28 protein-coding genes are annotated in these 25,703 nt (G+C 54.9%); 12 read left to right on the top strand and 16 right to left on the bottom strand.

The window, feature by feature from the left end:
* Positions 1-9: 9 nt before the first annotated feature.
* From rplC to acpP, 7 genes are all read right to left on the bottom strand, one after another.
* Positions 10-642: a 50S ribosomal protein L3 gene (gene rplC / locus I2G69_RS02670; protein WP_054324015.1), complete on the bottom strand. Its 633-nt coding sequence runs from the start codon at positions 640-642 to the stop codon at positions 10-12.
* Positions 643-711: 69 nt separating this feature from the next.
* Positions 712-1,023: a 30S ribosomal protein S10 gene (gene rpsJ / locus I2G69_RS02665; protein WP_038325938.1), complete on the bottom strand. Its 312-nt coding sequence runs from the start codon at positions 1,021-1,023 to the stop codon at positions 712-714.
* 444 nt (positions 1,024-1,467) lie between these two features.
* On the bottom strand, positions 1,468-1,737 hold the full coding sequence (locus I2G69_RS02660) for a hypothetical protein (protein ID WP_191441150.1): 270 nt from the start codon (positions 1,735-1,737) through the stop codon (positions 1,468-1,470).
* Positions 1,738-1,868: 131 nt separating this feature from the next.
* Positions 1,869-2,411: a PH domain-containing protein gene (locus tag I2G69_RS02655; RefSeq protein ID WP_195560154.1), complete on the bottom strand. Its 543-nt coding sequence runs from the start codon at positions 2,409-2,411 to the stop codon at positions 1,869-1,871.
* Between the two features lie 61 nt (positions 2,412-2,472).
* On the bottom strand, positions 2,473-3,909 hold the full coding sequence (proS, locus tag I2G69_RS02650) for a proline--tRNA ligase (protein WP_195560153.1): 1,437 nt from the start codon (positions 3,907-3,909) through the stop codon (positions 2,473-2,475).
* A 7-nt stretch (positions 3,910-3,916) separates the two neighbouring features.
* A complete protein-coding gene (locus tag I2G69_RS02645; protein ID WP_087230490.1) occupies positions 3,917-4,135 on the bottom strand; it encodes a hypothetical protein in 219 nt (72 codons plus the stop codon).
* Positions 4,136-4,274: 139 nt separating this feature from the next.
* Complete coding sequence (acpP, locus tag I2G69_RS02640; RefSeq protein WP_087230487.1) at positions 4,275-4,508, bottom strand: acyl carrier protein; 234 nt, start codon at positions 4,506-4,508, stop codon at positions 4,275-4,277.
* A gap of 246 nt (positions 4,509-4,754) precedes the next feature.
* Here acpP and aroE point away from each other — a divergent pair, with 246 nt between their 5' ends.
* The 8 genes from aroE to I2G69_RS02600 all read left to right on the top strand — a co-directional run bounded on the left by aroE (position 4,755) and on the right by I2G69_RS02600 (position 13,195).
* Complete coding sequence (gene aroE / locus I2G69_RS02635) at positions 4,755-5,657, top strand: shikimate dehydrogenase (protein WP_195560152.1); 903 nt, start codon at positions 4,755-4,757, stop codon at positions 5,655-5,657.
* Positions 5,654-6,175: a shikimate kinase gene (locus tag I2G69_RS02630; protein ID WP_087230482.1), complete on the top strand. Its 522-nt coding sequence runs from the start codon at positions 5,654-5,656 to the stop codon at positions 6,173-6,175. Before aroE ends, I2G69_RS02630 begins: the two co-directional genes overlap by 4 nt.
* 385 nt (positions 6,176-6,560) lie before the next feature.
* The gene (aroF, locus tag I2G69_RS02625) at positions 6,561-7,586 is read left to right on the top strand and encodes a 3-deoxy-7-phosphoheptulonate synthase (RefSeq protein ID WP_087230479.1); all 1,026 of its coding nucleotides are present in this window, start codon (positions 6,561-6,563) and stop codon (positions 7,584-7,586) included.
* Positions 7,587-7,818: 232 nt separating this feature from the next.
* Positions 7,819-8,655, top strand: coding sequence for a prephenate dehydrogenase (locus I2G69_RS02620; protein WP_087230476.1), 837 nt, complete (start codon positions 7,819-7,821; stop codon positions 8,653-8,655).
* The gene (aroB, locus tag I2G69_RS02615) at positions 8,656-9,717 is read left to right on the top strand and encodes a 3-dehydroquinate synthase (RefSeq protein ID WP_195560151.1); all 1,062 of its coding nucleotides are present in this window, start codon (positions 8,656-8,658) and stop codon (positions 9,715-9,717) included. It abuts the gene before it with no gap.
* Positions 9,710-10,978: a 3-phosphoshikimate 1-carboxyvinyltransferase gene (gene aroA / locus I2G69_RS02610; RefSeq protein WP_191363100.1), complete on the top strand. Its 1,269-nt coding sequence runs from the start codon at positions 9,710-9,712 to the stop codon at positions 10,976-10,978. Before aroB ends, aroA begins: the two co-directional genes overlap by 8 nt.
* Positions 10,959-12,074 carry a chorismate synthase gene (aroC, locus tag I2G69_RS02605; RefSeq protein WP_191395594.1) on the top strand — a complete coding sequence of 372 codons (1,116 nt, stop codon included), beginning with the start codon at positions 10,959-10,961 and terminating at the stop codon, positions 12,072-12,074. The genes aroA and aroC overlap by 20 nt, the downstream gene beginning before the upstream one ends.
* Positions 12,071-13,195: a bifunctional chorismate mutase/prephenate dehydratase gene (locus tag I2G69_RS02600; protein WP_087230464.1), complete on the top strand. Its 1,125-nt coding sequence runs from the start codon at positions 12,071-12,073 to the stop codon at positions 13,193-13,195. The genes aroC and I2G69_RS02600 overlap by 4 nt, the downstream gene beginning before the upstream one ends.
* Before the next feature lie 171 nt (positions 13,196-13,366).
* On the opposite strand, the gene prmA is transcribed toward I2G69_RS02600, so the two are convergent.
* The gene (gene prmA, locus I2G69_RS02595; RefSeq protein ID WP_191395593.1) at positions 13,367-14,287 is read right to left on the bottom strand and encodes a 50S ribosomal protein L11 methyltransferase; all 921 of its coding nucleotides are present in this window, start codon (positions 14,285-14,287) and stop codon (positions 13,367-13,369) included.
* Positions 14,288-14,380: 93 nt separating this feature from the next.
* Here prmA and I2G69_RS02590 point away from each other — a divergent pair, with 93 nt between their 5' ends.
* Both I2G69_RS02590 and I2G69_RS02585 read left to right on the top strand, forming a co-directional pair.
* Positions 14,381-15,739: an oligosaccharide flippase family protein gene (locus tag I2G69_RS02590; RefSeq protein WP_195560150.1), complete on the top strand. Its 1,359-nt coding sequence runs from the start codon at positions 14,381-14,383 to the stop codon at positions 15,737-15,739.
* 56 nt (positions 15,740-15,795) lie between these two features.
* Positions 15,796-16,617, top strand: coding sequence for a putative ABC transporter permease (locus I2G69_RS02585; RefSeq protein ID WP_087230448.1), 822 nt, complete (start codon positions 15,796-15,798; stop codon positions 16,615-16,617).
* Positions 16,618-16,815: 198 nt separating this feature from the next.
* Here I2G69_RS02585 and I2G69_RS02580 read toward each other — a convergent pair whose 3' ends face one another.
* The gene (locus tag I2G69_RS02580; RefSeq protein WP_087230445.1) at positions 16,816-17,679 is read right to left on the bottom strand and encodes a nuclease-related domain-containing protein; all 864 of its coding nucleotides are present in this window, start codon (positions 17,677-17,679) and stop codon (positions 16,816-16,818) included.
* Positions 17,680-18,015: 336 nt separating this feature from the next.
* Between I2G69_RS02580 and I2G69_RS02575 the strand changes: the two genes are divergently transcribed.
* On the top strand, positions 18,016-18,297 hold the full coding sequence (locus I2G69_RS02575; RefSeq protein WP_087230442.1) for a hypothetical protein: 282 nt from the start codon (positions 18,016-18,018) through the stop codon (positions 18,295-18,297).
* A 72-nt stretch (positions 18,298-18,369) separates the two neighbouring features.
* On the opposite strand, the gene I2G69_RS02570 is transcribed toward I2G69_RS02575, so the two are convergent.
* Positions 18,370-18,894 (bottom strand): adenylate kinase, encoded by a 525-nt coding sequence (locus tag I2G69_RS02570; protein WP_087230439.1) that lies wholly within the window; start codon positions 18,892-18,894, stop codon positions 18,370-18,372.
* Position 18,895: 1 nt separating this feature from the next.
* Positions 18,896-19,447 carry a dihydrofolate reductase family protein gene (locus I2G69_RS02565; protein WP_087230436.1) on the bottom strand — a complete coding sequence of 184 codons (552 nt, stop codon included), beginning with the start codon at positions 19,445-19,447 and terminating at the stop codon, positions 18,896-18,898.
* Positions 19,448-19,576: 129 nt separating this feature from the next.
* Between I2G69_RS02565 and I2G69_RS02560 the strand changes: the two genes are divergently transcribed.
* Complete coding sequence (locus I2G69_RS02560; protein WP_195560149.1) at positions 19,577-20,308, top strand: class I SAM-dependent methyltransferase; 732 nt, start codon at positions 19,577-19,579, stop codon at positions 20,306-20,308.
* Between the two features lie 63 nt (positions 20,309-20,371).
* Here the strand turns inward: I2G69_RS02560 and I2G69_RS02555 are convergent, their stop codons facing one another.
* The 5 genes from I2G69_RS02555 to ilvB all read right to left on the bottom strand — a co-directional run bounded on the left by I2G69_RS02555 (position 20,372) and on the right by ilvB (position 25,211).
* A complete protein-coding gene (locus I2G69_RS02555) occupies positions 20,372-20,974 on the bottom strand; it encodes a hypothetical protein (RefSeq protein ID WP_195560148.1) in 603 nt (200 codons plus the stop codon).
* 260 nt (positions 20,975-21,234) lie between these two features.
* Positions 21,235-21,612, bottom strand: coding sequence for a RidA family protein (locus I2G69_RS02550; RefSeq protein WP_279323431.1), 378 nt, complete (start codon positions 21,610-21,612; stop codon positions 21,235-21,237).
* Positions 21,613-21,696: 84 nt separating this feature from the next.
* Positions 21,697-22,908 carry a threonine ammonia-lyase gene (gene ilvA / locus I2G69_RS02545; RefSeq protein WP_087230426.1) on the bottom strand — a complete coding sequence of 404 codons (1,212 nt, stop codon included), beginning with the start codon at positions 22,906-22,908 and terminating at the stop codon, positions 21,697-21,699.
* A 124-nt stretch (positions 22,909-23,032) separates the two neighbouring features.
* Positions 23,033-23,521, bottom strand: a complete 489-nt coding sequence (gene ilvN / locus I2G69_RS02540; protein ID WP_087230424.1) for an acetolactate synthase small subunit — start codon at positions 23,519-23,521, stop codon at positions 23,033-23,035.
* A gap of 16 nt (positions 23,522-23,537) precedes the next feature.
* Positions 23,538-25,211: a biosynthetic-type acetolactate synthase large subunit gene (gene ilvB, locus I2G69_RS02535; RefSeq protein WP_195560146.1), complete on the bottom strand. Its 1,674-nt coding sequence runs from the start codon at positions 25,209-25,211 to the stop codon at positions 23,538-23,540.
* Positions 25,212-25,703 lie beyond the last annotated feature (492 nt).

Here is a 25,703-nt window from a genome sequence, read left to right as displayed (position 1 = left end):
CTCCTTCCCTTACGCCTTCACGCTGTCACGGATCACGACGGTGCCGCCGTTCGGACCCGGTACTGCGCCTTTGACGGCGATGAGGTTGTTTTCGACGTCCACCTTGACGACGGTCAAGTTCTGGACGGTGACCTTCTCCGCACCGAGGTGGCCGGGCAGATGCTTGCCCTTGAACACTCTGGACGGATCGGAACATGCGCCGTTGGAACCAGCGTGGCGGGCAACAGGACCGGAACCATGGGTTTCCTTGAGCCGGTGCAAATTCCAGCGCTTAATGCCGCCGGCATAGCCCTTACCTTTGCTGGTGCCGCACACGTCCACCTTGTCGCCAGCCGCGAAGACGTCGACTTTGACGAGGTCGCCCACATTGTAGGCATCCGTGTTTTCCAGACGGAACTCGCGCAGGACCTTCTTCGGAGCGACATCGCCCTTTGCGAAATGACCCTGCATCGGCTTGTTAACCTTGTGCGCCTTCATGTCGCCATAGCCCATCTGGACTGCTGCGTAGCCGTCGTTTTCAACGGTTTTCTTCTGCGAAATCACGCAGGGACCCGCCTCGATGACGGTTACCGGGACCACTTTCCCGTGTTCGTCGAAGATCTGCGTCATGCCGATCTTCTTGCCGATAATACCTTTTTGCATTATTTTACCTCCTGTACAGGTTATTGGTTGGCTCGCGCCAACTTGACCTCGACCGCTGGTAGGTTAAAATCAGAGTTTGATTTCGATTTCAACGCCTGCGGGGAGTTCCAGACCCATCAAAGCCTCAACGGTCTTGTTGGAAGGTCTGAGAATGTCGATCAATCTCTTGTGGGTGCGCATTTCGAACTGCTCACGGCTGTCCTTATACTTATGGACCGCACGCAGGATCGTGATGATCTGCTTCTCGGTCGGCAGCGGCACCGGTCCGGAAACTCTTGCGCCCGTGCGTTTCGCCGTCTGCACAATCTTCTCTGCGGACTGGTCAACCAGCTGATGGTCGTACCCCTTGATTCTGATCCTGATTTTTTCCTTGACTGCCACTTGAATCGCCTCCTTATTGTAGTTGGCGGGCGGCGTTTTTAAATCCTAACACGGCGCCGGGTGTTTCTTCAACCGGCATTGAAAAACCGGATCATCTTTTGCAAGATGTATCCGGGTGTAGGCAAAAACGTCTGAGCGCAAAAGGGCGCAATTGCAACCCAAGCCCTTCGCATGCTCAAAATATCTGTCGCCCGGTTTAAAATCGGACATACTCCACGGAAAAACCGGCGTGTTTCAGCCGCAACCTCCCGCTTCAACGCATATCTGTCGCAGTCATGCTAGATTATAATACCATATAGGTCCCCAAATAGCAAGACTTATCTTCTCTTTTTTGCAAGAATTTTCCTGCAATTTTTTGGTTATTTCGCCTATATCTTCCAGAACGCCCCAAAAAGGGAGTTTCTTCGCTCCAAAAGCGGCCCACAAGGGCGATAACCCGCGATTTCATCGCCTTTTCCGGCGGTTCCACCGGGCACGGAATCGCGCCCATCTCGAAACGGCGATGCAGGCGTGTACCCAAACCGTCCGCCAAAGGGACGGGCGGCCATGCCCTGCCACAACGATTGCCGCCGGCCCATCCGCCCCGCCGATGACGGTGACGGCTTGTCCCTGCGCATTGTGGATCTTCGGAGGCCTGCTTAACTTCTGGCAAGCAACTCCCACTGCGCCAAGCACGCTGAAGAGGAGCGCCAAACCAAACCATCCGTTTTTCAAATCCTCCCCCCTTTCGACCTTTGATTTCCCCACATAATAAAATAGAAGAAGGGCTATTGCCAGATCCATCTCCGCAATAGCCCTTTGATCCCATTGTCCTTATTTGCCCCCTGCGGGAAGGGCTTTTGGATTCACTCGGTTTTCTCTCCTTGGGCCACAGTCCCCTCCAGCGCCCGCTGCTGTTCCGCTGCTTCCGCCAGATGTTTGCGGTTCGGCATCGCGATGCGCTTCTCCTGGATCTCCTCCAGGAATTGCTCCTTGTTCTCCGGGGAAATCGCCATCCAATACTCTTTCTTTTTCACACGGTAGCGGATGTAAAGGCGGTCCTTGCTCAAAGCAACCTTGGAGGACCCGTGGCGGGCTTCCCCCTGTTCTTCCGCAACCTCCATCATCTGGCGGTACAGGATCGTCACCTTGTCAAACAAGCCGTTTTTGACGAGCAGGCCGTTGTCGCGGATGATGTAATATGTACTCCGATACTCCGGAAGGAAGATCAGCAGCAACGCTACAAACATCCATGTCCCGAGAATTCCAACAATGACGTTGCGGAAAATGAAATAGAATACCAAAAGGCCGATGCCCAACAGGAGTGTCACCAGCACTTTGATGTAAAACGCCCGGTCAATCTTGGATTTATATTTGGTCCCCGTTTCCATTGCAGCAGCTTTGCGCATGGCTCTCATCTTCCTCCCCGTGCAGCCAGTCCGCCTCCACAGCGGGCCGGTTTGTTATTGATTAATACGCCTTGCCCCAGTAGACCATGGCCTTTGCGGGCTTCCCACAGCACACGCAGGTATCTGCAAGGTGTTCCTGCTCAAACGGCATGCAGCGGGAGGATACGCCCGCCACTTCCTTAAGCTTCTCCTCGCACGCCTGGTCCCCGCACCACATCGCCTTGATGAAGCCCGGCTTGTTTTCCGCGATCTCCTTGAGTTCATCCAGCGTCGTGGCCGTATAGGTCATGGACTCGCGGCGGGCCAGCGCCGTATCGTACATCGTTTTGCGCACAATTTCCAATTGCTCCGCAATGGCGGTTTCCAGCTGATCCAGCGGCACAAAGACCTTCTCACGGTCCGTGCGGCGCACCAGGACGCACTGGTTCTTCTCAATATCCTTGGGCCCGATCTCCAAACGGAGCGGCACGCCCTTCATCTCATACTGTGCAAACTTCCAGCCGGGGGACTGCTCGGAATCGTCCATGCGCACCCGGAAGGACTTCTTCAAGCGCGCAAGCAGCTCGCCCGCCTTCTCCAACACGCCCTCCTTGTGCTGGGCGATCGGGATAATCATCACCTGGACTGGCGCTACGGCGGGCGGGAGCACCAAGCCGTTGTTGTCGCCATGGGTCATAATGATGCCGCCGATGATGCGGGTGCTCATGCCCCAGGAGGTCTGATGCGGATATTGGATGGAGTTGTCGCGCCCGGTGAAGGTCACGCCAAACGCGCGGGCAAAACCGTCGCCAAAATAGTGGCTCGTGCCGCTCTGCAGCGCCTTGCCGTCGTGCATCATTGCCTCGATGGTGTAGGTCGCCTCCGCGCCTGCGAACTTCTCCTTGTCCGTCTTGCGGCCCTTGATGACCGGGATGGCGAGGTCGTTCTCACAGAAGTCTGCATAGACTTTGAGCATCTGCTCCGTCTCCGCCATGGCTTCCTCGGCCGTCTCGTGCATGGTGTGGCCCTCCTGCCAATGGAACTCCACGCTGCGCAGGAACGGGCGGGTGGTCTTCTCCCAACGCACAACGCTGCACCACTGGTTGTACAGCTTCGGCAGGTCGCGCCAGGAGTGGATCACGCGCGCATAGTGGTCGCAGAACAGCGTTTCAGAGGTCGGGCGCACACAAAGGCGCTCTTCCAGCTGCTCGTTGCCGCCCATCGTCACCCAAGCCACCTCGGGCGCAAAGCCCTCGACGTGGTCCTTCTCCTTCTGAAGGAGGCTCTCCGGGATGAACATCGGCATGGAGACGTTCTCATGCCCCAGCTCCTTAAAGCGCGCATCCAGATTGTCACGGATATTCTCCCACAGCGCAAACCCATACGGTTCAATCACCATGCAGCCGCGCACACTGGTGTAGTCCATCAGTTCCGCTTTTTTGACGATATCGGTATACCACTTGGCAAAGTCCTCCTCCATGGGGGTGATTGCCTCTACCATCTTCTTTTGATCCGCCATTGTTCGTTTACTCCCCTTTATCCTTCTTGGTCGATTGTTCTATGGTTTTGTGTCCGGCAGTTTCGCCCGTGTCCCCGGCGTTCTGGGAGGCCGGCGCGTCCGTCTTTTCCCCGCGCCTGCGCCCGATCCAATTGACCAGCAGCAACGCCAGCCCGATCAGCGCCATAAAGCCGAGAACTCCCAACAGGCATTGCCCTGCCAACGCCAGCGCATCCAATTGATCCATTGTTATCACCTCAAGCGTGTCCGGCGTTTTCTACTGAAAAACATTCCATATCGTAACTTTCATTATATAAGAAGGCTCCATGCTTTTCAAGTAAAAAATCCGCCGTGCGGTGCACGGCGGATTTTGAGTCAGGAGCGGGTTACGGGTTAACGTGGTCTTCGATGTACTTGACGAGTTCCCCTACCGTCTTAATGTTGTCAATTTCCTCGTCGGGAATCTCGATTTCAAACTCGTCTTCAATAGACATCAGCAAATCGACAACGTCCAAGGAATCAGCGCCCAAATCGTCCGCGATGCTCGTGTCGGCGGTAATCGAATCCTCCTCCACATCGAACTGCTCGCTCAGAATCGCCTTTACCTTTTCCAGAACCATGTCTTTTCCTCCTTCTGAATTTGTGTGAATCAACATACAAAAAGCGCCGCTGTTACGCCGCCGGCGAAAATATGGACAAAGCAGCGCCAGATGTGATACAATTGCCCCGGACGCCTTAAAAGCACTGGCGGCCCGTATTGCTTAACAACATATTATTAGCAATCCTCCGCTTTGTCAATATGATTCTTAAAGTTTTTTAAGGATTTTCCATTTCCCCGAAAAGCCGGGATTTCTAAGGAGTTTGCCATGAATGAGAAAATCAATTGTACAGAAGCCATCTGTGCCGCTCACAACTTTGCCGTGATCGGCCATCCGATTGCGCACACCATGTCCCCCTTTATTCACAATAAATTGTTCGCTCTAAGCAATGGATGCGGGGCAGTATCCTACCACGCACTCGATATCTCCCCGGAGGAACTCGAATCTTCCATGCCCCGCCTTCGGGAGTTTTCCGGGTTTAACATCACCATTCCCCATAAACAGGCGATCATTCCTCATTTGGACAATTTGGATGCAAAAGCGGCCTTTTTTCACTCCGTCAATACAGTCAAGAATGAAAACGGCCGGCTGACCGGCTATACCACCGACGGCGCGGGCTTCACAAGGGCGTTGGAGAGCGCCGGGGTACCGCTTACCGGCCGCATCGCGATCCTAGGGGCGGGCGGCGCCTCGCGTGTGATGGCCTTTGAAGCCTTGGACGCCGCGCAGGAACCGGATATCACCATTGCCGCACGGGAACACAGCCTGCCCGCAGCGCAGGCGCTCTGCAACGAGTTGGAGCAAGTCCTGCAAAACCAGGGGCGCAAAGGCCGTCTCTCCGTCGCAAGGCTGGACGCGCTTTCCGGTGGTTTTGACCTCCTTGTCAACGGCACGCCGGTCGGCATGTATCCCCACACCGACGCCTCGCCGGTCTCCGCCGGGGTTTTGGCGCACTGTGCCGCGGTATTCGACGCGGTGTACAACCCCGACCAAACCATGCTGCTGCGCCTGGCCAAAGAAAATGGCGCGAAGACGGTCGGCGGCATGCGCATGCTGGTGGGGCAGGCGGCCGCTGCGCACGAAATCTGGTATGGCGCTACCTTCCGGGAATCGGACATCGATGCGCTGTGCCGCGAGGCAGTTGAGGAAATGGAGCGGATCTTCGCATGAAACAGAAACCCAAGAACATCATCCTATGCGGGTTTATGGGCAGCGGAAAAACCACTGTGGGCCGCCGCCTAGCACAAAAAGCGCACATGGAATTCATCGATATGGACGACTACATCGAGCAGCGCGAAGGCCGGACCATCACGGACATTTTCGCGCAGGATGGGGAAGAAACCTTCCGGCGCATGGAAACCGATGCAGCGCGGGAGCTGGCCGGCCGCAGGGGGTTGGTGATCGCCGCGGGCGGCGGCACGCTCCTGCGCGCACAAAACGTCAAAATCTTCCGCAAAAGCGGCGTAACGGTCCTGCTGGACACCCCCATCGGCTTCATTCAGGAGCGTTTGAAAAACGACACGGCACGCCCCCTGCTGCAAAAGCCGAACCGCAAAAAGGTCGTGGCGGATCTATACCGCAAGCGCCTTCCCGCCTATTGTGCGGCGGCGGACGTGATTGTCGACGGCTCCGGCGGCGCGGACCGCGTGGCCGGGCGGGTATTGGAGCAAGTCAAACGGCTCGGATAAGCCCTTTTGCACGCAAAAATCCGCACGGAGAAAGTTTGTTTCCTGCAACAAACAAAAAAATTCCTGCAAATTGGAAAGAATTCTTTCTTGACAAACGCTTTCCGACGTATTATGATACTTACAAGATTTTTCCGACGAAGGAGTTCCATCATGCTTAAGATTGCAAAAACCGCACGATTTACAGGTTTTGGCTATCCCCGCTTCTTTTGGGCGTGGGATTTTTACGCATGCAATCTTTGCGGTGACAACTCCCGGAGTAGGAATAGCCAACACCCCTGTATTGTAAAATAACCTGGCTGTTTTTCTCATAGGCGGAGCTGCATCGCGCAGCTCCGCCTATTTTATTTTCCACAAATCTTACATGAAAAAATTGGAGGGTATCAGCATGATTATTGTTTTGAAGCCAAATTGTCCTGAGGAGCAGGTCAAGAAATTTACGGACAGCCTCACACAGGAATACAACGTCAAGGTCAACACCTGGGTCGGCACGCAGAGCACGGTGCTCGGCCTGCTTGGCGACACCACTTCCATCGATATCGACTATATCGCCGCACAGGACTTTGTAGAGAGCGTCAAGCGCGTGCAGGAACCCTACAAGAAGGCAAACCGGAAGTTCCACCCGGACAACACCGTCATCACCCTGCCCACCGGCCAGAAGATCGGCGACGGCAACCTCGCCCTGATCGCCGGCCCGTGCTCCGTTGAGACAGAGGCCCAGATCTGCGAAGTGGCCGAGCGCGTAAAGGCCTCCGGCGCAACCTTCCTGCGCGGCGGCGCGTTCAAGCCCAGAACCTCGCCCTATTCCTTCCAGGGCTTGCAGGCCGAGGGCCTGGAGCTCCTGAAAAAAGCCAAGGCAAAGACAGGGCTCCCGATTGTGACGGAGATCATGAGCATCGGGCATATCCCACTCTTCGAGGAAGAGGGCGTGGACATCATCCAGGTCGGCGCGCGCAACATGCAGAACTTTGAGCTGCTCAAGGCGCTGGGCAAGATCAATAAGCCCATCCTGCTCAAACGCGGCCTGTCCAACACGATCGAAGAACTCCTGATGAGTGCGGAGTATATCATGGCTGGCGGCAACGACCAGGTCATTCTCTGCGAGCGCGGCATCCGCACCTATGAAACCTACACCCGCAATACGCTGGACATCTCTGCGGTTCCGATCCTCAAAAAGCTGTCCCATCTGCCCGTCGTGGTAGATCCCAGCCACGCCTCCGGCATCGCATGGCTGGTCGAGCCGTTGGCTATGGCGGCTGTGGCGGCCGGTGCAGACGGCCTCATCATCGAGGTACACAACAACCCCGCAAAAGCCCTGTCCGACGGCGCGCAGTCCCTCACCCCGGACCAATTCGACCGTGTGGCCCATCATGTGCTCCGCACAAAGGATGCCCTCTCCAAATTGAACGCATAATTCCAAGCGAAGGCCGGCCTGCCAAAGAGGATTTTCCCGGAAGGCAGGCCGGCGGCCTCGCGGGACAGCGTTCGTATCCTCTCCTTGTCAATCTGGACGGGGCATCAAATTTTTGTTATACTAACGCTGTACAACATCGTACTACAGCGGCAAAAGCGCCGTTTGCAAGCTGCTCTTGGAGCTTCTCCAGGGCGGGCAAACGGCGTTTTTGCGGAAAGAGGCGTATGGATTCATGAAAAAGAACGTGGTGATCATTGGGCTTGGCCTGATCGGCGGCTCCCTGGCCAAAGCCTTTCAAAAGTACAGCGAATGCAGCGTCAGCGGGATGGACCGCGACCCGGCCGTCTTGGATGCAGCCTTGAAAAGCGGGGCAATCGACGGCGTCGCCGGGGAAAAGGAGCTGCGGGAGGCGGACATCCTCTACCTCTGCCTGTATCCGCAGGCGGACATCGACTTTATCCAGGCGCACGGCAGCCAAATCTCGCCCCACTGTATCGTGACGGACACCTGCGGGATTAAGCGGGAAATCTGCGCCCATCTGCCGCAATTGGCGGAACAGTTCGGCTTCACATTTGTCGGCGGCCACCCCATGGCGGGCAAGGAGCAGAACGGCTTTGCCGCCAGCGACGCAGACCTTTTCGATGGCGCAAGCTATATCCTGGTTCCCTGCGGCGCGCCGCAGCGCGCGGTGGACACCCTAAAAGCGCTCGCCATCGAATTGGGCTTCGGCGGGACGGTCGTGACCACACCGGAGCATCACGACACCATGATCGCATACACTTCGCAGCTCCCCCATGTGTTGGCCTGCGCTTATGTAATGAGCCCCTGCTGCCCCCAGCACAATGGGTTTTCCGCCGGGAGCTACCGCGATGTATCGCGCGTGGCACGCATCAACGAAGTACTCTGGACAGAACTGTTCCTCGACAATGCCGACGCGCTGACCGGGGAATTGGACATCCTGATCGACAATATCACCCGCATCAGCGAGGCTGTCAAGCAGCGCGACGCGGACGCTCTGCGCGGCTTGCTCCGCCAGGGCAGACTCATTAAAGAAAGGCTTGGCGAATAAATGGAACTGACGGTCAATACCTCCAAGCGCTATACGATTCGAATCGAACGCGGCGCATTGGATCAGCTCGGCGCCTATTGCGCCTCCCTGTTTGCCCCTGGCAAAAAAGCGGTCGTTATCACGGACACCCATGTTGCGCCGCTCTATCTGGAGCGCATCTCCACCTCCCTGCGCAATGCAGGCTTTGACGTGACCAGCTGTGCGTTTCCGGCGGGAGAACCCTCGAAGCGCCTTTCCACCATCGAAGGCATCTATGGCCATATGGCCCAGGCCCATATCACCCGCAGCGACTTTGCCGTTGCGCTGGGCGGCGGCGTCACCGGGGATATGGCGGGCTTTGCCGCGGCAAGCTATTTGCGTGGCATCCCCTTTGTGCAGGTGCCAACCACCCTGCTCTCCCAGGTGGATTCCTCTGTGGGCGGCAAAACCGGCGTTGACCTGCCGCAGGGAAAAAACCTGGTGGGCGCCTTCTGGCAGCCCTCCTTTGTGCTGATCGACCCGGACACGCTCAACACCCTATCGCCGCACTTTTTCGCGGACGGCATGGGGGAGGTCATCAAATATGGCTGCATCAAAAGCCGCGCGCTCTTCGACCTACTAATAGAAACAGAGGACATCACCTCCATCATGGAGGACGTCATCTACCGCTGTGTGGACATCAAGCGCGACGTGGTGGAGCGCGACGAATTCGACACCGGCGAGCGCGCGCTGCTAAACTTCGGCCACACCTTCGGCCACGCCTTAGAAAAGCTGCATCAGTACCAAGGGCTCTCCCATGGCGCGGCGGTCGGCATCGGCATGGTCATGATGGCGCGGCTGGGGGAAAAAGCGGGATTCACCGCGCCGGGCACCGCGGATAAAATTGCGGCCGCCCTGGAAAAATACCACCTTCCGGTACACAGCGATCTCCCGCTTTCTCAGATTGTTGAGGCGACCGCTTCGGACAAAAAGAGCACGGGTTCCTCCATCAACCTGGTGCTTCTGAAGAACATCGGCGAAAGTTTTGTCCATAAGGTGGCGCGCAGCGACCTGGCTGCGCTTGCGGAGGGCTGCAATGAGTAAAGTGATTGTCCACCCCTCCACCCTGCAAGGGACGGTTTCCGTGCCCTGCTCCAAAAGCGCGGCGCATCGCGCCATTCTCTGCGCCGCACTCGCGCAAGGGGAGAGCATCCTCTCCCCGATCGCTGTTTCCAACGACATCCACGTGACCGCGCAGGCGGCACAGGCACTCGGCGCCAACATTTTGGAGGAACAGCGGACCTGGCGGGTCACCGGAGGCAGCACCCCGCAGAGCCCAGCGGAAATCGACTGCGGGGAAAGCGGGTCAACCCTGCGCTTTTTGATCCCCGTCTGTGCCGCCCTCGGCATGGAGGCAACCTTCACTGGGCACGGCCGCCTGCCAGAGCGTCCCATCGGCGTATATCTCGACGTGCTCCCCGCGCACGGGGTATCCTGCCATACAGAGGGCGGCCTTCCGCTATCGATCAACGGAACGTTAAAACAGGGAGAATTTATACTTCCTGGAAATATTAGTTCCCAATTCATCACCGGACTTCTGCTGGCGTGCCCGCTCCTGGCGGGGGAAAGCACGATCCGCCTCTCCTCCCCGCTGGAAAGCGCTGCTTATGTGGACATGACCCTGGAGGCGATGCGGGCCTTCGGCGTGACCGTCGATCAATTGGACAACGGCTGGCGTATTCCGGGCGGGCAGCGCTACCGGGCGCGCCCCTTTTCCGTGGAGGGCGATTGGTCCCAGGCGGCGTTCTTTCTCGCGGCGGGCGCCCTGGGAGGGACGCTTTCCATTGGCGGCCTCAAGCGTGAATCCACGCAGGGTGACCGTGCCGCGGAGTCGCTTTTTGCCGCATTTGGCGCGGAATGCGCCTGGAAAGACGAAACGCTTTGTATTAAGTCGAACAATTTATACGGAATGGAAATCGACGCCGCACAAATTCCCGACCTGGTCCCCATTTTGGCCGCCACAGCCGCGCTTGCCAAGGGGCGAACCCGCATCTACAATGCCGCCCGTCTGCGCATCAAGGAAAGCGACCGGCTTGCAGCCATGGCCGACGGCCTGAACCGGTTGGGCGCACAGGTACAGGAAACGCCGGACGGCCTATTGATCGACGGCGTGGAATCGCTGCACGGCGGCGAGGTGGACGGGTACAACGACCACCGGGTGGTGATGGCGCTCTCGATCGCCGCGCTCCGGGCGGACGGCCCGGTCACCATTTCCGACGCGGAGAGCATCCGCAAGAGCTACCCCGCCTTTTTTGAAGATTACAACCGATTGGGAGGTAAAGCAGATGTCATCAACATGGGGTGAAATGGTCCGCATTTCCATCTTTGGGGAAAGCCATGGCATTGCCATCGGCGTTGTGATCGACGGCCTGCCTGCCGGGGAACCGGTCGATATGGATGCGGTCCTCGCGCAAATGAAACGCCGCGCGCCGGGGCAGGACAAGTCCGCGACCCCGCGCAAGGAGAGCGATTTTCCAAAGGTGATGAGCGGTCTTCTCAACCACACCACAACCGGCGCTCCGCTCTGCGCCGTAATTGAAAACACCAACACCCGGTCCCAGGACTACGGCAATCTGCTGGATGTGCCGCGCCCGGGGCATTCCGATTATCCCGCCTATCTGCATTATCACGGTTTCAACGACATCCGCGGCGGCGGTCATTTTTCCGGACGCTTAACTGCCCCCCTGGTGTTTGCCGGCGCGATCTGCCGCCAGATTTTGGAGCGGCGCGGCATCCGCATCGGCGGGCATGTGGCGTCCGTGGCGCAGATTCAGGATACTCTCTTTGATCCGGTGGACATCCCCGCGGAGCTCTTGGAGACGCTTTCCACCACCTATTTCCCGGTGATCGACGCGGGCAAAAAGGAAGCGATGGCCGCCCTGATTGAAGATGCGCGCATGTCGCAGGACAGTGTGGGCGGCATTGTGGAATGCGCGGTCACTGGACTACCCGCCGGGATTGGCGGTCCACTGTTCGGTGGAATCGAACCGGTGCTGTCCTCCATCCTATTTGGCATCCCCGCTGTCAAAGGCGTGGAATTCGGGGATGGGTTTGGTTCCTGCGCGCTGCGCGGCAGCCAGAACAACGACCCGTTCTATTTTGATGCCGATGGCAAGGTCAAAACATCCACCAACCACGCCGGCGGCATCCTGGGCGGCATCACCACCGGTATGCCCATGGTGTTCCGCGTGGGGGTCAAGCCGACCGCCTCCATCAGCCAAAATCAGCAGAGCGTGAACCTGCAAACGGGAGAGAACCAAATCCTCTCCGTGCATGGCCGCCACGATCCCTGCATTGTGCCCCGCGCGGTGCCTGTCGTGGAATCCGCAGCAGCCATCGCCCTGATGAATTTCGATGGGATTCTCACGGGTGGGAAATCGGAAGGGGGTTGGCGCGCATGACTCTGGAGGAAGTCCGCAAGGAAATCGACGCCATCGACCAGCAATTGCTGCCGCTCTTTTTGAAGCGCATGGATTGCGCAAAGCAGGTGGCGGAGATCAAACGGGAGCAGCATCTGCCCGTCCTCAATTCAAACCGCGAACAGGAAATCTTGGACAATATGGCCCAGCACGCGGGCGAATACGCGGGCGAAGCGCGCATCCTCTATTCCAATCTAATGGATATGAGCCGTGCCCTGCAACACAACCTGCTGGGAAGCGGCGCCGAACTCCGGGAGCTTGTTCAGAACGCCGAACATGCGCCTGCGCGCGCGGAGCGCATCGCCTGTCTGGGGGTCAGCGGTTCTTTTTCCCATGAAGCCGTCAAACACCTCTATCCCGGTGCCGAGCCGCTCTTTTTTGATAACTTTGCTGCGATTTTTGCCGCTGTCGCCGACGGCCGGGCGGACCTCGGTGTGCTGCCGGTGGAAAATTCCTCCGCCGGTTCCGTCAGCGAGGTGTACGACCTGATCCTGCGTTACCGTTTCTACATTGTGGCAGCGGAAACGCTCCACATCCATAACTGCCTGGCCGCCGCGCAGGAATGCCCGATTTCCGAGATCCATCTGGCGTATTCCCACCCGCAGCCGCTGGCGCAGTGTTCCAATTTCATCGCACAATACCGCTTCCAGACCGTCCCCTGTTCCGCCACCGCTGCTGCTGCACAGAAAGTGGCCAAGGAGCGCACCCCCGGTACTGCGGCGATCTGCTCGGAATCCGCCGCGCAGGAGTACGGCCTGCACATCCTGGCGAAGGATATCCAGAACAGCGCAAACAACTGCACCCGGTTCATCGCCATCAACCGGCATATGTTTATCCCAGAGGGGGCCAATAAGATCAGCCTGTGCTTTTCCCTTCCCCACCGGACCGGTACCCTGCACAGCGTTTTGGCGCGCTTCGCCACCGCCGGCTTGAACCTCACCAAAATCGAGAGCCGCCCAATCCCGGGCAAGACCTTCGAGTACGATTTCTATCTCGACTTTACCGGCAACGCGCAGGAACCGCATACCTTAAATTTGATCGCCGCCCTGAGCGACGAGCTGCCTCGGTTCTCCTTTTTGGGGAACTATCGGGAGCAAGAATAAACGTTTCCAAAGCAAAGCCCTCCTTGCGAAATAGGACAACCGCCTGGTCGCAAGGAGGGCGTTTTCTTTTGCGCTGTCTCAAAAAATAATTTTTACGTAAGATACAAAACGCTTCCATCAAATCGATATATGTTTCTTTTGGTATGGAACCGAAGGATGCCTTCCATCTACTTATGCAAGCGTCTTCGCCGCCAAAGCAACCCAGCCCTTCTCCTCGCGCCGTGCGATCACTTCGAAGCGGCCTTTCAGCGCCTGCAGGACGTCCTGTTCGCGTGTATCGATGATCCCGCTCATCAGGTACACTGCATCGGGCGCTAAAAATTGCTGCACATCCTTTGTCAAGGTGATGACAATATCCGCCACGATATTGGCCACAACGATATCATAGGTTCCCTCGACGCGGTCGGTCAAATTCCCGCACAGGGCGGTAAAGCGGTCTTCTACGTGGTTGAGCTCTGCATTTTGCACCGCTGTTTTCACGGCCAGCTCGTCGATATCCACCCCAACGGCCCGTTCCGCGCCCAAGAGCAATGCCGCCACCGACAGAATCCCGCTGCCGCAGCCAACGTCCAGCACCGACGCCCCCGGCTTTACGTATTGTTCCAGCAATTCCATACATAGGCGCGTTGTCTCATGCGTCCCGGTTCCAAAGGCCAGGCCCGGCTCCAAATGAAGCACCGTGCGTCCCTGTGCGTCGTATTCGTTTTCCCAATTGGGGCGGATCAGGAGTTTCTCCCCCACGGGGATGGGCTTAAAATATTTCTTCCAATTGTTGATCCAATCCTCCTCCACGCAGGCTGCTGTGGAGATGGTGTGTGGAATCCCTTCGGCGTTGTACCGCTCGCTCAGAAAAGCGATCGCCTCCGCCGGATTTTCTTCCGGACTGATATATACATGCACCAGCGCTTTTGTCCGGTCCTTCTTTAGCAATTCCTCGTCGATTAAATCAATATGCGCGATCTCCCAGGCTTCCTCTTCCAAATGGGAATAATCCTCCACATAGATGCCATATGGCACAACCATCTGTGCGATATCCCCCGCACGGTCCACATCCTTGGCATCGACCGACACCGTCACTTCCGTCCAGTCCATATAACGTCCTCCAAAAATTTGATGATAAATTTTATTATATACCAATATACATGGTATGTACAAGATCGGAATCTGTGGGCGGGAGGTGTGCGCGTGAAAAAGCAGGCCAAATTTTTGGCCAATACCGCAATTTTAACGGGCGGCTCTCTGCTGCTGCGCTTCTCCAACATCTGGTTCCGCGCTTACATACTCGGAAAAATCGGAACGCAGGGCATGGGCGTCTATCAGCTCACCTTTTCCATCTTTGCCCTGGCGATCGCCACCTGCACCAGCGGTGCCAGCCTTTCCGTCACACGTATGGTGGCAGAAGGGCGCGGTTCCCCGGTCTGTATCCGGCGCTGCCTGCTATTTTCTCTGGGCGTCAGCTTTGCCGCCGCCGGTGTCCTGTGGATTGGGTCGGACTTCCTCGCGCAGCGCTTTTTGGATCTTTCCAGCGGACTTCCTCTGCGCCTGCTCGCGCCGGGCCTGCCATTTATGGCGGTTTGCGCCTGTTTGAAGGGATATTTCTTCGCCATCCGAAACAGCGTCGTTCCTGCTATCGCGGAACTGATGGAACAGTTTACCACCATTGGCACAACGATCGTCTTCTTTTGGATCTTTACCCCTTTCAGCGCGCTCATGCTCGGTTCCACAGCGGGGGAAGTGGCTTCCTGCGCGGTGGTCTTCCTGGCGTATCGCATCATGACGCGCAAACAGCCGCCCAAATGCTTTAACGAATCCGGAAGTTACCGGCAGATCTGCCACATCGCTGTCCCTGTCCTCAGCGGCTCCTTTGTGCGCAGTTTCCTCAGCAGTACGGAAAACCTGCTGGTCCCCCGCGGGTTAAAGCGCCACGGTGCGGGGACGGATGCAGCGCTCTCGCAGTACGGCATTATCCAGGGCATGGTCATGCCCATCCTCCTGTTCCCCTCTTCGTTCTTGACCTCGCTGTCCTCCATGCTGATCCCCGAGCTGGCAGAGGCCAATGCGCGCGGCAAACGCCAAACCATCGAACGCTCCGCTTCGCGGGCATTCCGCCTCACCCTGCTTTTCTCCTTTCTCATCACCTCGCTTCTGATCGTCTATGCGGAGGACCTCGGGAATCTCTTTTATGGGAACCGGCAGGCGGGCGCTTTCCTTCGCATCATGGCGCCGATCATCCCCCTGATGTATGTGGACAGCATCGTGGATGGGATGCTCAAGGGCCTGGACCAGCAGGCCTATTCGTTCCGCTACAACTTTATGGACTCCATTATGCGGGTCGTTCTGATTGCGGTACTGCTGCCGGTCTTTGGTGTGAAGGCGTATATTTTTATCTTATTTTTGAGCGAGATTTTTAATGCGTCCCTAAGCATCAGCCGGCTGTTAAAAGTTGCGCGCGTGGATGTGGATATCATTGGTTGGATTCTCACCCCTGCCGTGAGCGCGGCCCTACTGTATTATCTTCTGACCTTCCTAAAAGCCGTATGTTGACAAAATTCGACGGATAAGCGTATGATAGAAAGCATAAAAAATGAAGGGGGAATTTTGTGCCATATTGGGCGGAATGGATTCTATTATTCACCATCTATAGTCTGCTGGGGTGGGTTTGTGAAAGCACGTATTGCTCGATCTTAGCAAAAAAATTGATCAACCGCGGTTTCCTAAACGGGCCTTTCTGCCCGATCTATGGGGTGGGTGCGCTGTTGATTGTCAAACTTCTGTCGCCTTTCTCCCACAACCTGGTGATCCTTTTCTTCGCTTCTCTGCTTCTCACCAGCCTTTTGGAATACCTCACCGGCTTTGCAATGGAAAAACTTTTCCATGCCAAATGGTGGGATTATTCCCACCGCCGTTTTAACATACAGGGCCGCGTCTGTCTGGGCAACGCACTGATCTTCGGCGTGATGGGTGTGGTCGTGATGCGGCTGGTGCATCCATTCGTCATGCGCCTGATCCAGATGATCCCCTCCTTTCTGGCGCCGTTCCTCGCAGCGGGCCTGGCGGTCTATTTTGTTGGGGACACCGTTGTGACGATACGCACCATTTTGGATCTCAACAAAAAAGTGGCAGAACTTCAGAAGGTGCTCGACGAGATCCGGGAAAAGAGCCACGCCGTTCTCGAAGAAAAGAAACGCAGCGTGGAACAGGCCATTGAGAGCCGCTTGGAGGCGGATGGAAAGCCCTATGCGGAATATCTGGAAAAGCTGCGCCAGAAACAAGCCGCTTTAGAACGGAACAGCAAGCTTCTGCACCGCCGTCTGATGAAGGCGTTCCCCACCATGAAATCCCTCCGCGCCAACGAGTCCTTGGCGCGTTTGCGCGAAGCTTTGGAGAAAAGGCGGAACGGACGCAAGGCCAAAAAGCAGTAAAACAAAGCGGGATTTTTCGCACAATAGCGGTAAGAGCATAACCAATTGATCAAAAAGACAAGTAACGTGATGCCCCTCCCCTTTCGTTGGGGAGGGTTTTTAGATATAGAAGTCTCTACTTATCACAGTTTTGTTTTTTTGAATGCAAAAAGGAGTATCATTTCGTAAATTTCAAATGATACTCCTTTTGGGAATCTTTTAAAGAGATTCAATATTTTTTATGTATTTACATTTTGGGTAGTTTGAACACCCCCAGAATTTTCCACCTGCATTCGCTCCCTTAGTTGCAGTCCTCAAAACAAGTTTTCCTCCACAACGTGGGCAAAAGATTTCTTCGCCCTGCGGCTCCCGATTGCAAGTATTTTTTGATTCCTTCTTCTTTTGAACATTTTCAATGTGGGCCAATTTTTGAGCTTCACTTATTTGTGTAAGAGGTTGAAGATTCGTATAAATTTGATCAATTTCTTCAGATGTCAATTTCTGTCCGGCTTCTTGGATATTTTCTCTTACCGATTGCAAAACATTATATCTATTGATTACATGGTGTTGTCCACTCGTTAGTGTAATATCTTTCAGCGTACATCGATTGCTAAAAACGATATAGGAGTAAAACTGATTGCACTCTTTGTTCAAATATTTACTTAACCATTTTAAATGAACTTTATTCTGAATAATTGGATTAAAAAAACGCTCTTTCTGTGACTTGCCCCGTCCTCTCGGTAAAGTCTGTGTCCAATATTGCTGTGTTTCTGTTCCAAAAATCCATCCGCTAAAATTTTTCGATTCAAACACATAAATCCCTGATTCATGAAGGAGAATGACATCAAGTTCTGTAGTTTCCCCGTTATCTTTGGGAAGATAACAGTTAAACAAATATTTTTTGTATCCAGACAATTTCTGAAGATATTTCCATATCAAAAATTCTCCCTTTATACCTTTATCAAATTGTACAGCAAGGAAACTGTTATGGGTTTGCTTGTAATAATCCGATTTTTCATAGAGAATCTTCGATATCAAAAGAAAAATGCCAATTACCACGAATATCAACAATAGCAACCCCACGATTTTCTTCCTCTTTTCAGTAACATTTACCTATGAGTCCTTCATGTTTATAGGATAAATATGATTATTACCTATTTGCTTTAAAAATATTTTATCATATAGGTAAGATTTCCTCAAGATAAAAAATTTCTTTAAATCGATTCCGAGTTTTCTTTGATACTGTAGCAAAAATGCTCCTCGCCAGCGATGTGGCGAGGAGCATTTTTGCTTTTTCCATTATAACTGTATAAAATTTCAAATCACACTTGCTTTACAGGCAATTCCAAGATATAATTTTATTAGTCGAAGTTAAAATTTTAGGTGCTTCTTTGAATTTATACGAATGGGATTTTGGAAATGGATAAACAATCCTTTCAAAAAGATATCTACGCCTTCGCCAGCATAGCCGTCCTTTATATCGGGGAAAGGCTTTTGCAGATTGCAGGTGCATCCACTGGGCTTTTGGCCTCCTGGTGGGTCCTTATGTGCTTGGTGGCTTGCCTGCCTTTGGCCCGCGCCTGCTATAGGAAAAGCAAGACAGCATCCACGCCGAAAAAATACGTTTATCGCATCGCACCAATCGTGGTTTTTCTTGCACTCAGTTGCCTGATTGTTCTAAGTTTTTATTGGAATGCTTGATTGTTCATTTATCCCATCCAAGTTCGCAATGGAAAGGATCTCCTGCTGAAACCACCAGTCGGAGATCCTTTTTTATAAGGAATCCAGATCGATGTGATACGGGTATTCCAATAAGATGTATGGGCAGCTATATTGTTGACACAACCGGAGATTCTCCTCATTTTCCCGCTGCAACTGCTCTTTAGTACAACCGCTGTCATCCAAGCGCTGTTCGATCACATTGGCGTAGCGCTGAATCACGTCGAAATGTTCCGCAAGATACGCTTGGCTGAAACACAGGCAGACAAATTGAATCTGCTCCAAGTACCGGCTTTCAAAAGAGGAGCGGTAATCGAAGGGGATATAACAGCCTTCCACAACCAATCTCTGGTGATTTTCAATGGCTGTTTTGATGATCTCCCGGACAATTGGCCACAGATAGGCGGTCAGATCCGCGTCGTTGCTCTCCGGAGTGAGGGGACAGTGGCCGCTTCGGATCAACCCCATTTTCAAATGATCGATGGAGAGATACGGATAACCGTACCGCTCCAATAACTCCTGCGCCAAAGCCGTCTTCCCGGTGTGGGAGCTCCCCGCAATCAATACAATCTGTTTCATATCATTTTCCCTCTTTCTCCTGGGCGCGCCGGCGATAGGTCAGCTCCAACAAGTTGCCGTTCTTTTGGGTAGAGATCAACTGCAAAGGAATCCGGCAATCCAGCGCTCCAAAGAGGGGGATTCCCCGGCCCAAAAGGATCGGGATGATTGTGATACGAAATTCGTCGATCAAATTCTGTTGCAGAAGCGGATGGATGATCTTGGCTCCCCCACAGATCCAAATCCCTTTCCCATCCTCTTGCTGGAGCGTTTCGATCAGCCGCTCCGCCGGTTGGCAGACGAATTGAATCTCCGGAAGGTTGGCGATGCCCCGATGCGTCAATACATAGGTCCTTTTTCCGGAATACACCCATTTCCCCGGAGAGAGTTCCTCCGTCACCTGCCGGTAGGTATGATACCCCATCACGATGGTGTCGATCTCCCGAAGAAAGGTCTCGTATCCACTCTCCGTGCCATCCGGAACCGCCTCACTGTCCAGCCAATCGATCCCGCCGTTTTCACCGGCAATATAACCGTCCAAACTGGCCGCAATATATAAAATCACACGCCGCATATACTCCCTCCTCGCAGATTTGTCTTAAATTGCTTTTCTATATCTGCTCTTTCCCTTAGATGACTTTACATCGGAAACATGATACAATAAAGTTTACCACTTTTCCATTTCTTTTAACAGGAGAAACCTATGAAACAGAACAAATACGACGACCCGATCTTTTTCGAAAAATACAGCCAGATGAGCCGTTCCCAGCAAGGATTGGAAGGCGCGGGGGAATGGGAAACCCTGCAAAGTCTCTTGCCAGATTTCACTGGAAAACGTGTCCTGGACCTCGGCTGCGGCTACGGCTGGCACTGCATCTATGCGATGGAGCACGGCGCCGCATCGGTGACCGGCGTCGACCTCTCCGAAAAAATGCTGGCGGTCGCGCGGGAAAAGACCCACTATCCGGAGGTCACCTATCTGCACAATTCCATCGAAGACGTCCAATTCCCTGCGGGAAGCTTTGAAATCGTCTTGAGCTCCCTGGCGCTTCACTACGTTGCATCCTTTGAAGCCGTCGCACAAAAGGTGCACGCCTGTCTCACAAAGGGCGGCTCCTTTGTCTTTTCCGTGGAACACCCCATTTTCACTGCATATGGTTCCCAGGATTGGTACTATGATGCCGGCGGCAAGATTTTGCACTTCCCCGTGGACAATTATTTCTACGAGGGGGAACGGCAGGCAATCTTTCTTGGAGAACCCGTCACCAAATACCATAAGACGCTGACCACCTATCTCAACGGGCTGCTGGAAAACGGTTTTGAGCTTCTGCACGTCGTAGAACCGCAGCCGCCCGCCCACATGCTTTCGATCGCCGGCATGAAGGACGAGCTCCGCCGGCCGATGATGCTGATCGTATCCGCGAGGAAAAAATAAACGAACGGCCTCCCATTCCCTATATCGGAAATGGGAGGCCGTTGATCGTTGGGACATATCGTGTCACGCATCGACGCCTGTGCGTTTCTCTTCCTCCGTTGGAGTGGAGGGGACCCATAGCGGGCTGTCCACTTTCTGCTCATAAAACCGATGCAGGGCCGCAAAATATTGCTTTGCGCCCTCCGCCCCGAACCGTCCGACTCCCGCAGGGAGGTCGCCAAAGCGGTTGGGTTCAAACACCTGCACACGGCCCGTTTCGGAAACGATGTATTGCAAGGAACCGGCTTTGCCGTCTGCGTCCCGAAAGGACAGAACCACCCATACGGAACTGTATGGGTCTTTCCCATTGTAATCGCCAAAGCCTTTCCCAAGCAGCCAGCTCCAGTCCCATTTGCGGTTGGTTGGATATTGGTCCAGAAGGCCCAGGAGCTCCTGAATCTCCCCGCTGTCCTCCGTGGCAATTCCATGCAACTGGGTGGGCCCTCCGGATGGCGTCACCATGTCGATCACCTGGACGCCGGAAACGGAGTAACCGCGCAGCTGCTGGGAAGCCGTGACCGGTCGTGAAAACCAAAGCCAACCCCCGGCTACCGCCAACAGGCAAAGGAGCACCATGCAGCAGGAACGCCATGCGCGCGAAAATTGTTTGCCAAAAATAGTCATCATATTCCTATCCTTAATAAGCAGCATTCCAAACACAAGGAACGGCCAGCTATATGCACATATCCGGATTTCCCTTTCCTTGTGATTGGACATATATGCTTTCTAAAAATCACTTTACCCCATGTAGATCGTCGCAAATCATTCTATATTGTCATTTTATAGAATCTTCTCGAATTTTACAAGCATAAAAAATCCTGCTGGAATGATTCTTATCCCTCAAATCATTCTAGCAGGATAAAATTTATGTCCCGTATTTTATGGCATCAAGCTTTCTGCACGGCGATGATCTCTACTTCGCACAGGACGTTCTTCGGGAGCGTCTTGACCGCCACGCAGGAACGCGCGGGCTTGCCGGTGAAGTATTTCTCATACACCGCATTGAATGCGCCGAAATCCGCCATCTCCGCCAGGAAACAGGTCGTCTTGACGACGTCCTCATAGCCGCAGGAAGCCGCCTTCAGAATTTCGCCGACGTTTTTCATCACCTGTTCCGCCTGCACGGTGATGTCGCCCTCGGCGATCTCACCGGTTGCGGGCACAATCGGAATCTGGCCGGAGGCAAACACCATTCCGTTGACCACCTTGGCCTGGGAATAGGGACCGATCGCTGCGGGTGCATTGGGGGTTGAAATCGTTGTCATCATAAAAAGACCTTCTTTCTGTTTATCGCATTCCTTATAAGAGTTCTCCATCTACGGAGAAACAAACCATCTTTATAAATTCACTCAGCCGATGTTCTGCCGGTGGACGATATGATAGCCCGCATCGGAGATCGCCTTTTCAATCTGCTCGACATGCGCCCAGTTGCGCGTCTCCATAGCGATGCGCAGGTAACAGCCGTTGATGTCGGTGTCCTCCCCGCCGCGGTCATGGTGTACGCTGACAACGTTCGCGCCGAGATCGGCAATCAGCGCGGAAACCTCTTTGAGCTGGCCCGGCTTGTCGATCATCTCAATAATCAGCTCGGTGGAGCGTCCTGCCTTCATCAGGCCACGGTTGATCACCTTGGAAAGGATGGTCACGTCGATATTGCCGCCGGAGAGGATACAGGCGACCTTTTTGCCCTTCACATCCACCTTGTTGAACATCGCCGCCGCAACCGCTACAGCGCCCGCGCCCTCGGTAATCAGTTTTTGCTGCTCAATCAAAGCCAGAATCGCCGTCGCTGTCTCGTCGTCGCTGACGGTCACAACATCGTCGACGTATTTGCTGCACAGTTCATACGTCAGGTCGCCGGGGCATTTCACGGCGATGCCGTCCGCAAAGGTGGAAACCCCCGTCAGGGAATGCGGGCCGTTCTGTTCCAACGACGCCTTCATGCTGGCCGCGCCCGCCGCCTGAACGCCATAGACCTTGCATTTCGGGTTCAGGGATTTGATGGCGAACGCCACGCCGGAGATCAAACCGCCGCCGCCCACCGGTACAATCACGGCATCCATATCCGGCAGCTGCTTGAGCAGCTCCAATCCGATGGTCCCCTGGCCGGCAATGACATCGGGATCGTTAAAGGGATGGATGAAGGTCAGGTTGCGCTCCTTCTGAAGTTCCACCGCGCGGTTATAGGCGTCGTCATACACGCCCTTGACCAGCTCCACCTGGGCGCCGTAGCTCTTTGTTGCCTCCACCTTGGAGATCGGCGCGCCGTCCGGGATACAAATCAGGGACGGGATGCCGCTGTGCGCCGCTGCCAGCGCAACCCCCTGCGCATGGTTTCCTGCGGAACAGGCGATGACGCCGTGTGCCTTTTCCTCGTCGGACAGCTGTGAAATCTTATAATAGGCGCCGCGCACCTTAAAGGAACCGGTCACCTGCAAATTTTCGGTCTTGAGATAGATCTCGCTCTCCGGGTTGATCTGCCGCGCCGGGATCAGGTCGGTTTTGCGGATCACCGGTTTGAGCACATAAGCGGCATGATAGACCTTATCCAGTGTTAACATCTTTTTACCCCCATCAGTCGTCAAAATTGCGGCCCGGTTTTGCCACCGGCCCGATCGTTGGTTGGCTTTCCGGATGCAGGCGTATGCACCCGGTGGGGGAACGCCTACAGGCGGGGTTGTTCGATCATTTTGGCATCGCCATTGCGCCAGTGCGCAAGATCTTCAGCACATGGTACGGATTATAGAGTTCGATGAACGAATTGATCGTTGTCGCATCGCCGGTCAACTCCAAAATCATGGTGTTGGCCTCGACGCTCAGAATATTTGCATGGAACACGTTGGCCATCTCGACCAGCTTTTCGCTGTTCTGCATGGTGCGTTCCACCTTGATGAGCAAATGCTCGCGGACAACGGCGCTTTTCGGGTCGAGCACATCCACCTGCTCGATGTCCACCAGCTTGCTGACCTGCTTATCGACCTGCCGCACAATGCGGTCGTCGCCCTGCACTACGATCAAAATGCGGGAATACTCCGTATTCTCGGTCTGCGCCGCCACAATGCTCAGGATGTTATAGCAGCGGCGGCTGAACAGTCCCGAAATTCGAAGCAGAACGCCGGGATTGTTCTTCGCCAGGATGGAGATGATATATTCTTTCTCTGCTGTCGTTGTCATGGCTGCTCCCCCTCTCTCACATTTCCAGAATCGGGCTTTCCACCGACGCGCCCGCGGGCACCATCGGCAGAACGTTGACGTCCTTGTCGATCCGGCAGTCGATCAAAACCGGTTCGCGCAGCGCAAGCGCCTGCTCCAACACGGGCCGGATGTCCGCCTTCGTCTGGATGACAAACGCCTTCGCGCCAAACGCCTCTGCCAACTTGACAAAGTCCGTATTTTTATCCAGATCCGTCTGCGAAAAACGGTTGTCGTAGAAAAGCTTCTGCCACTGGCGCACCATTCCCAGCACGGAGTTGTTGAATACCAACTCCATCACGGGGATGTTGTAGGCGACTGCTGTGGCAAGCTCATTGCAATTCATGTGGAAACTGCCGTCCCCGGCGATGTTGATCACGCGCGCGTCCGGGTTGGCCACCTGTGCGCCGAGCGCCGCGCCCAGGCCGAAGCCCATTGTGCCCAATCCGCCCGAACTAATGAACTGGCGCGGATGGCGGAAGCGGTAGAACTGCGCCGCCCACATCTGATGCTGGCCCACGTCTGTGCAGATGATGGCATCGTCGTTGGTCAGGTCGCTCAAGGTTTCCAAAACTTCCTGCGGCGTTACGCCGTTGGGGTCGGAAGCCGTTTGGCTGAGCGGGTAATCCGCCTTCCATGCAGCGATATTGGCCATCCAATCCGCATGCGTATGCTGCGGCAGGCGGCGGTTCAGCTCCTCCAAAATCTCGCGGGCGTCGCCCTTGAGTTTGAGGTCCACGTCGATGTTTTTATTAAACTCGGCGGAATCAATGTCGATCTGGATGATCGGGCAGTGCTGTGCAAACGATTTTGCGTTGCACAATACGCGGTCCGAAAAGCGCGTGCCCACTGCCACGAAGAGGTCGCAATTTTTGATAGCAAGCGCTGCGGTGTTGGTCCCGTGCATGCCCAGCATGCCCATATAGCGGCTGTCCGTCTGGTCAAAACCGCCCTGGCACATCAGCGAACAGGCGACCGGCGCATCCAACCGCTCTGCAAAGGTCTTCAACGCCTCGGATGCACCCGAGGCGATCACGCCGCCGCCCGCATAGACAAACGGCCGCTCCGCCTTTTCCAGCATTTGCAACGCCTGCTCAAAGCGCTGCTCGAACGGGAACAGGTGGTGCTTCTCCTGCTCCGGCGGCGCTGGCGGAAGGAACTCCACCTTCTGCGCGGTGAGATCCTTCGGAATGTCCACCAGGACGGGTCCCTTCCGGCCGCTGTTGGCGATGCGGAACGCCGCCCGGATGGTATCCGCCAGTTTGCGGACGTCCTTTACCAGGAAATTGTGTTTGGTGATCGGCATCGTGATGCCGGTGATGTCAACCTCCTGGAAACTATCCAAACCCAACAGGTCCAAATTGACGTTGCCTGTGATGGCCACCACTGGGACGGAGTCCATATATGCGGTTGCAATGCCCGTCACGAGATTCGTCGCGCCGGGGCCCGAAGTGGCAATGCAAATGCCCGTTTTGCCGCTGGAACGCGCATAGCCATCCGCGGCATGGGCCGCGCCCTGCTCATGGGCGGTGCGGATGTGGTTGATCCGGTCCCGGTACTCATACAGCGCGTCATAAATATTGAGTACAGAGCCTCCCGGATAGCCGAATACGGTATCCACGCCCTGCTCCAGCAGGCATTCCATAATAACCTGTGCCCCTGTCAATACCATAATCCATTCCTCCTGACAAATTTCTTCCAGTCGTTTCTATCCAGCGGATGCCTGTGGAATAATCCGCTTTTTCTTCCAGCGGACAAAATAAAAAGCCTCCATCTCTTTTTAGAGACGAAGGCTCACTCAGCTCCGCGGTACCACTCTAAGTGCTGCATCATGCAGCCGCTCACGTGTATCTAGCAATACACTCTCTTCTAACGGGGAGAAACCGGACGCACCTACTTGCCCAAAAAGGGGTTCAGCCGCCTGCTCCGGGGCGATGTCCTGCAAATTTCACGCCGCCTCACACCACCCGGCGGCTCTCTGAAGCGAAAGGAATGCATTCCGTCCCCATCAACGCAAAACCGTGTACAAACACAACGGTCGTTTTATCCAGTTGTATTATTAATACTATATCCTACAACCCTTTGGTTTGTCAACCTTTTTTTGCAGCTTGCTCTGCACTCGCTCTGCTTTATAAAAAGAGAAAGTTTATCTGTTTCTCTTGCG

Origin of the sequence: Anaeromassilibacillus sp. D41t1_190614_C2 (assembly GCF_015558525.1) — a bacterium.
In the GTDB taxonomy this organism is placed as follows: Bacteria; Bacillota; Clostridia; order Oscillospirales; family Acutalibacteraceae; genus Anaeromassilibacillus; species Anaeromassilibacillus stercoravium.
This window is presented reverse-complemented; position numbering and strand designations above follow the sequence as displayed.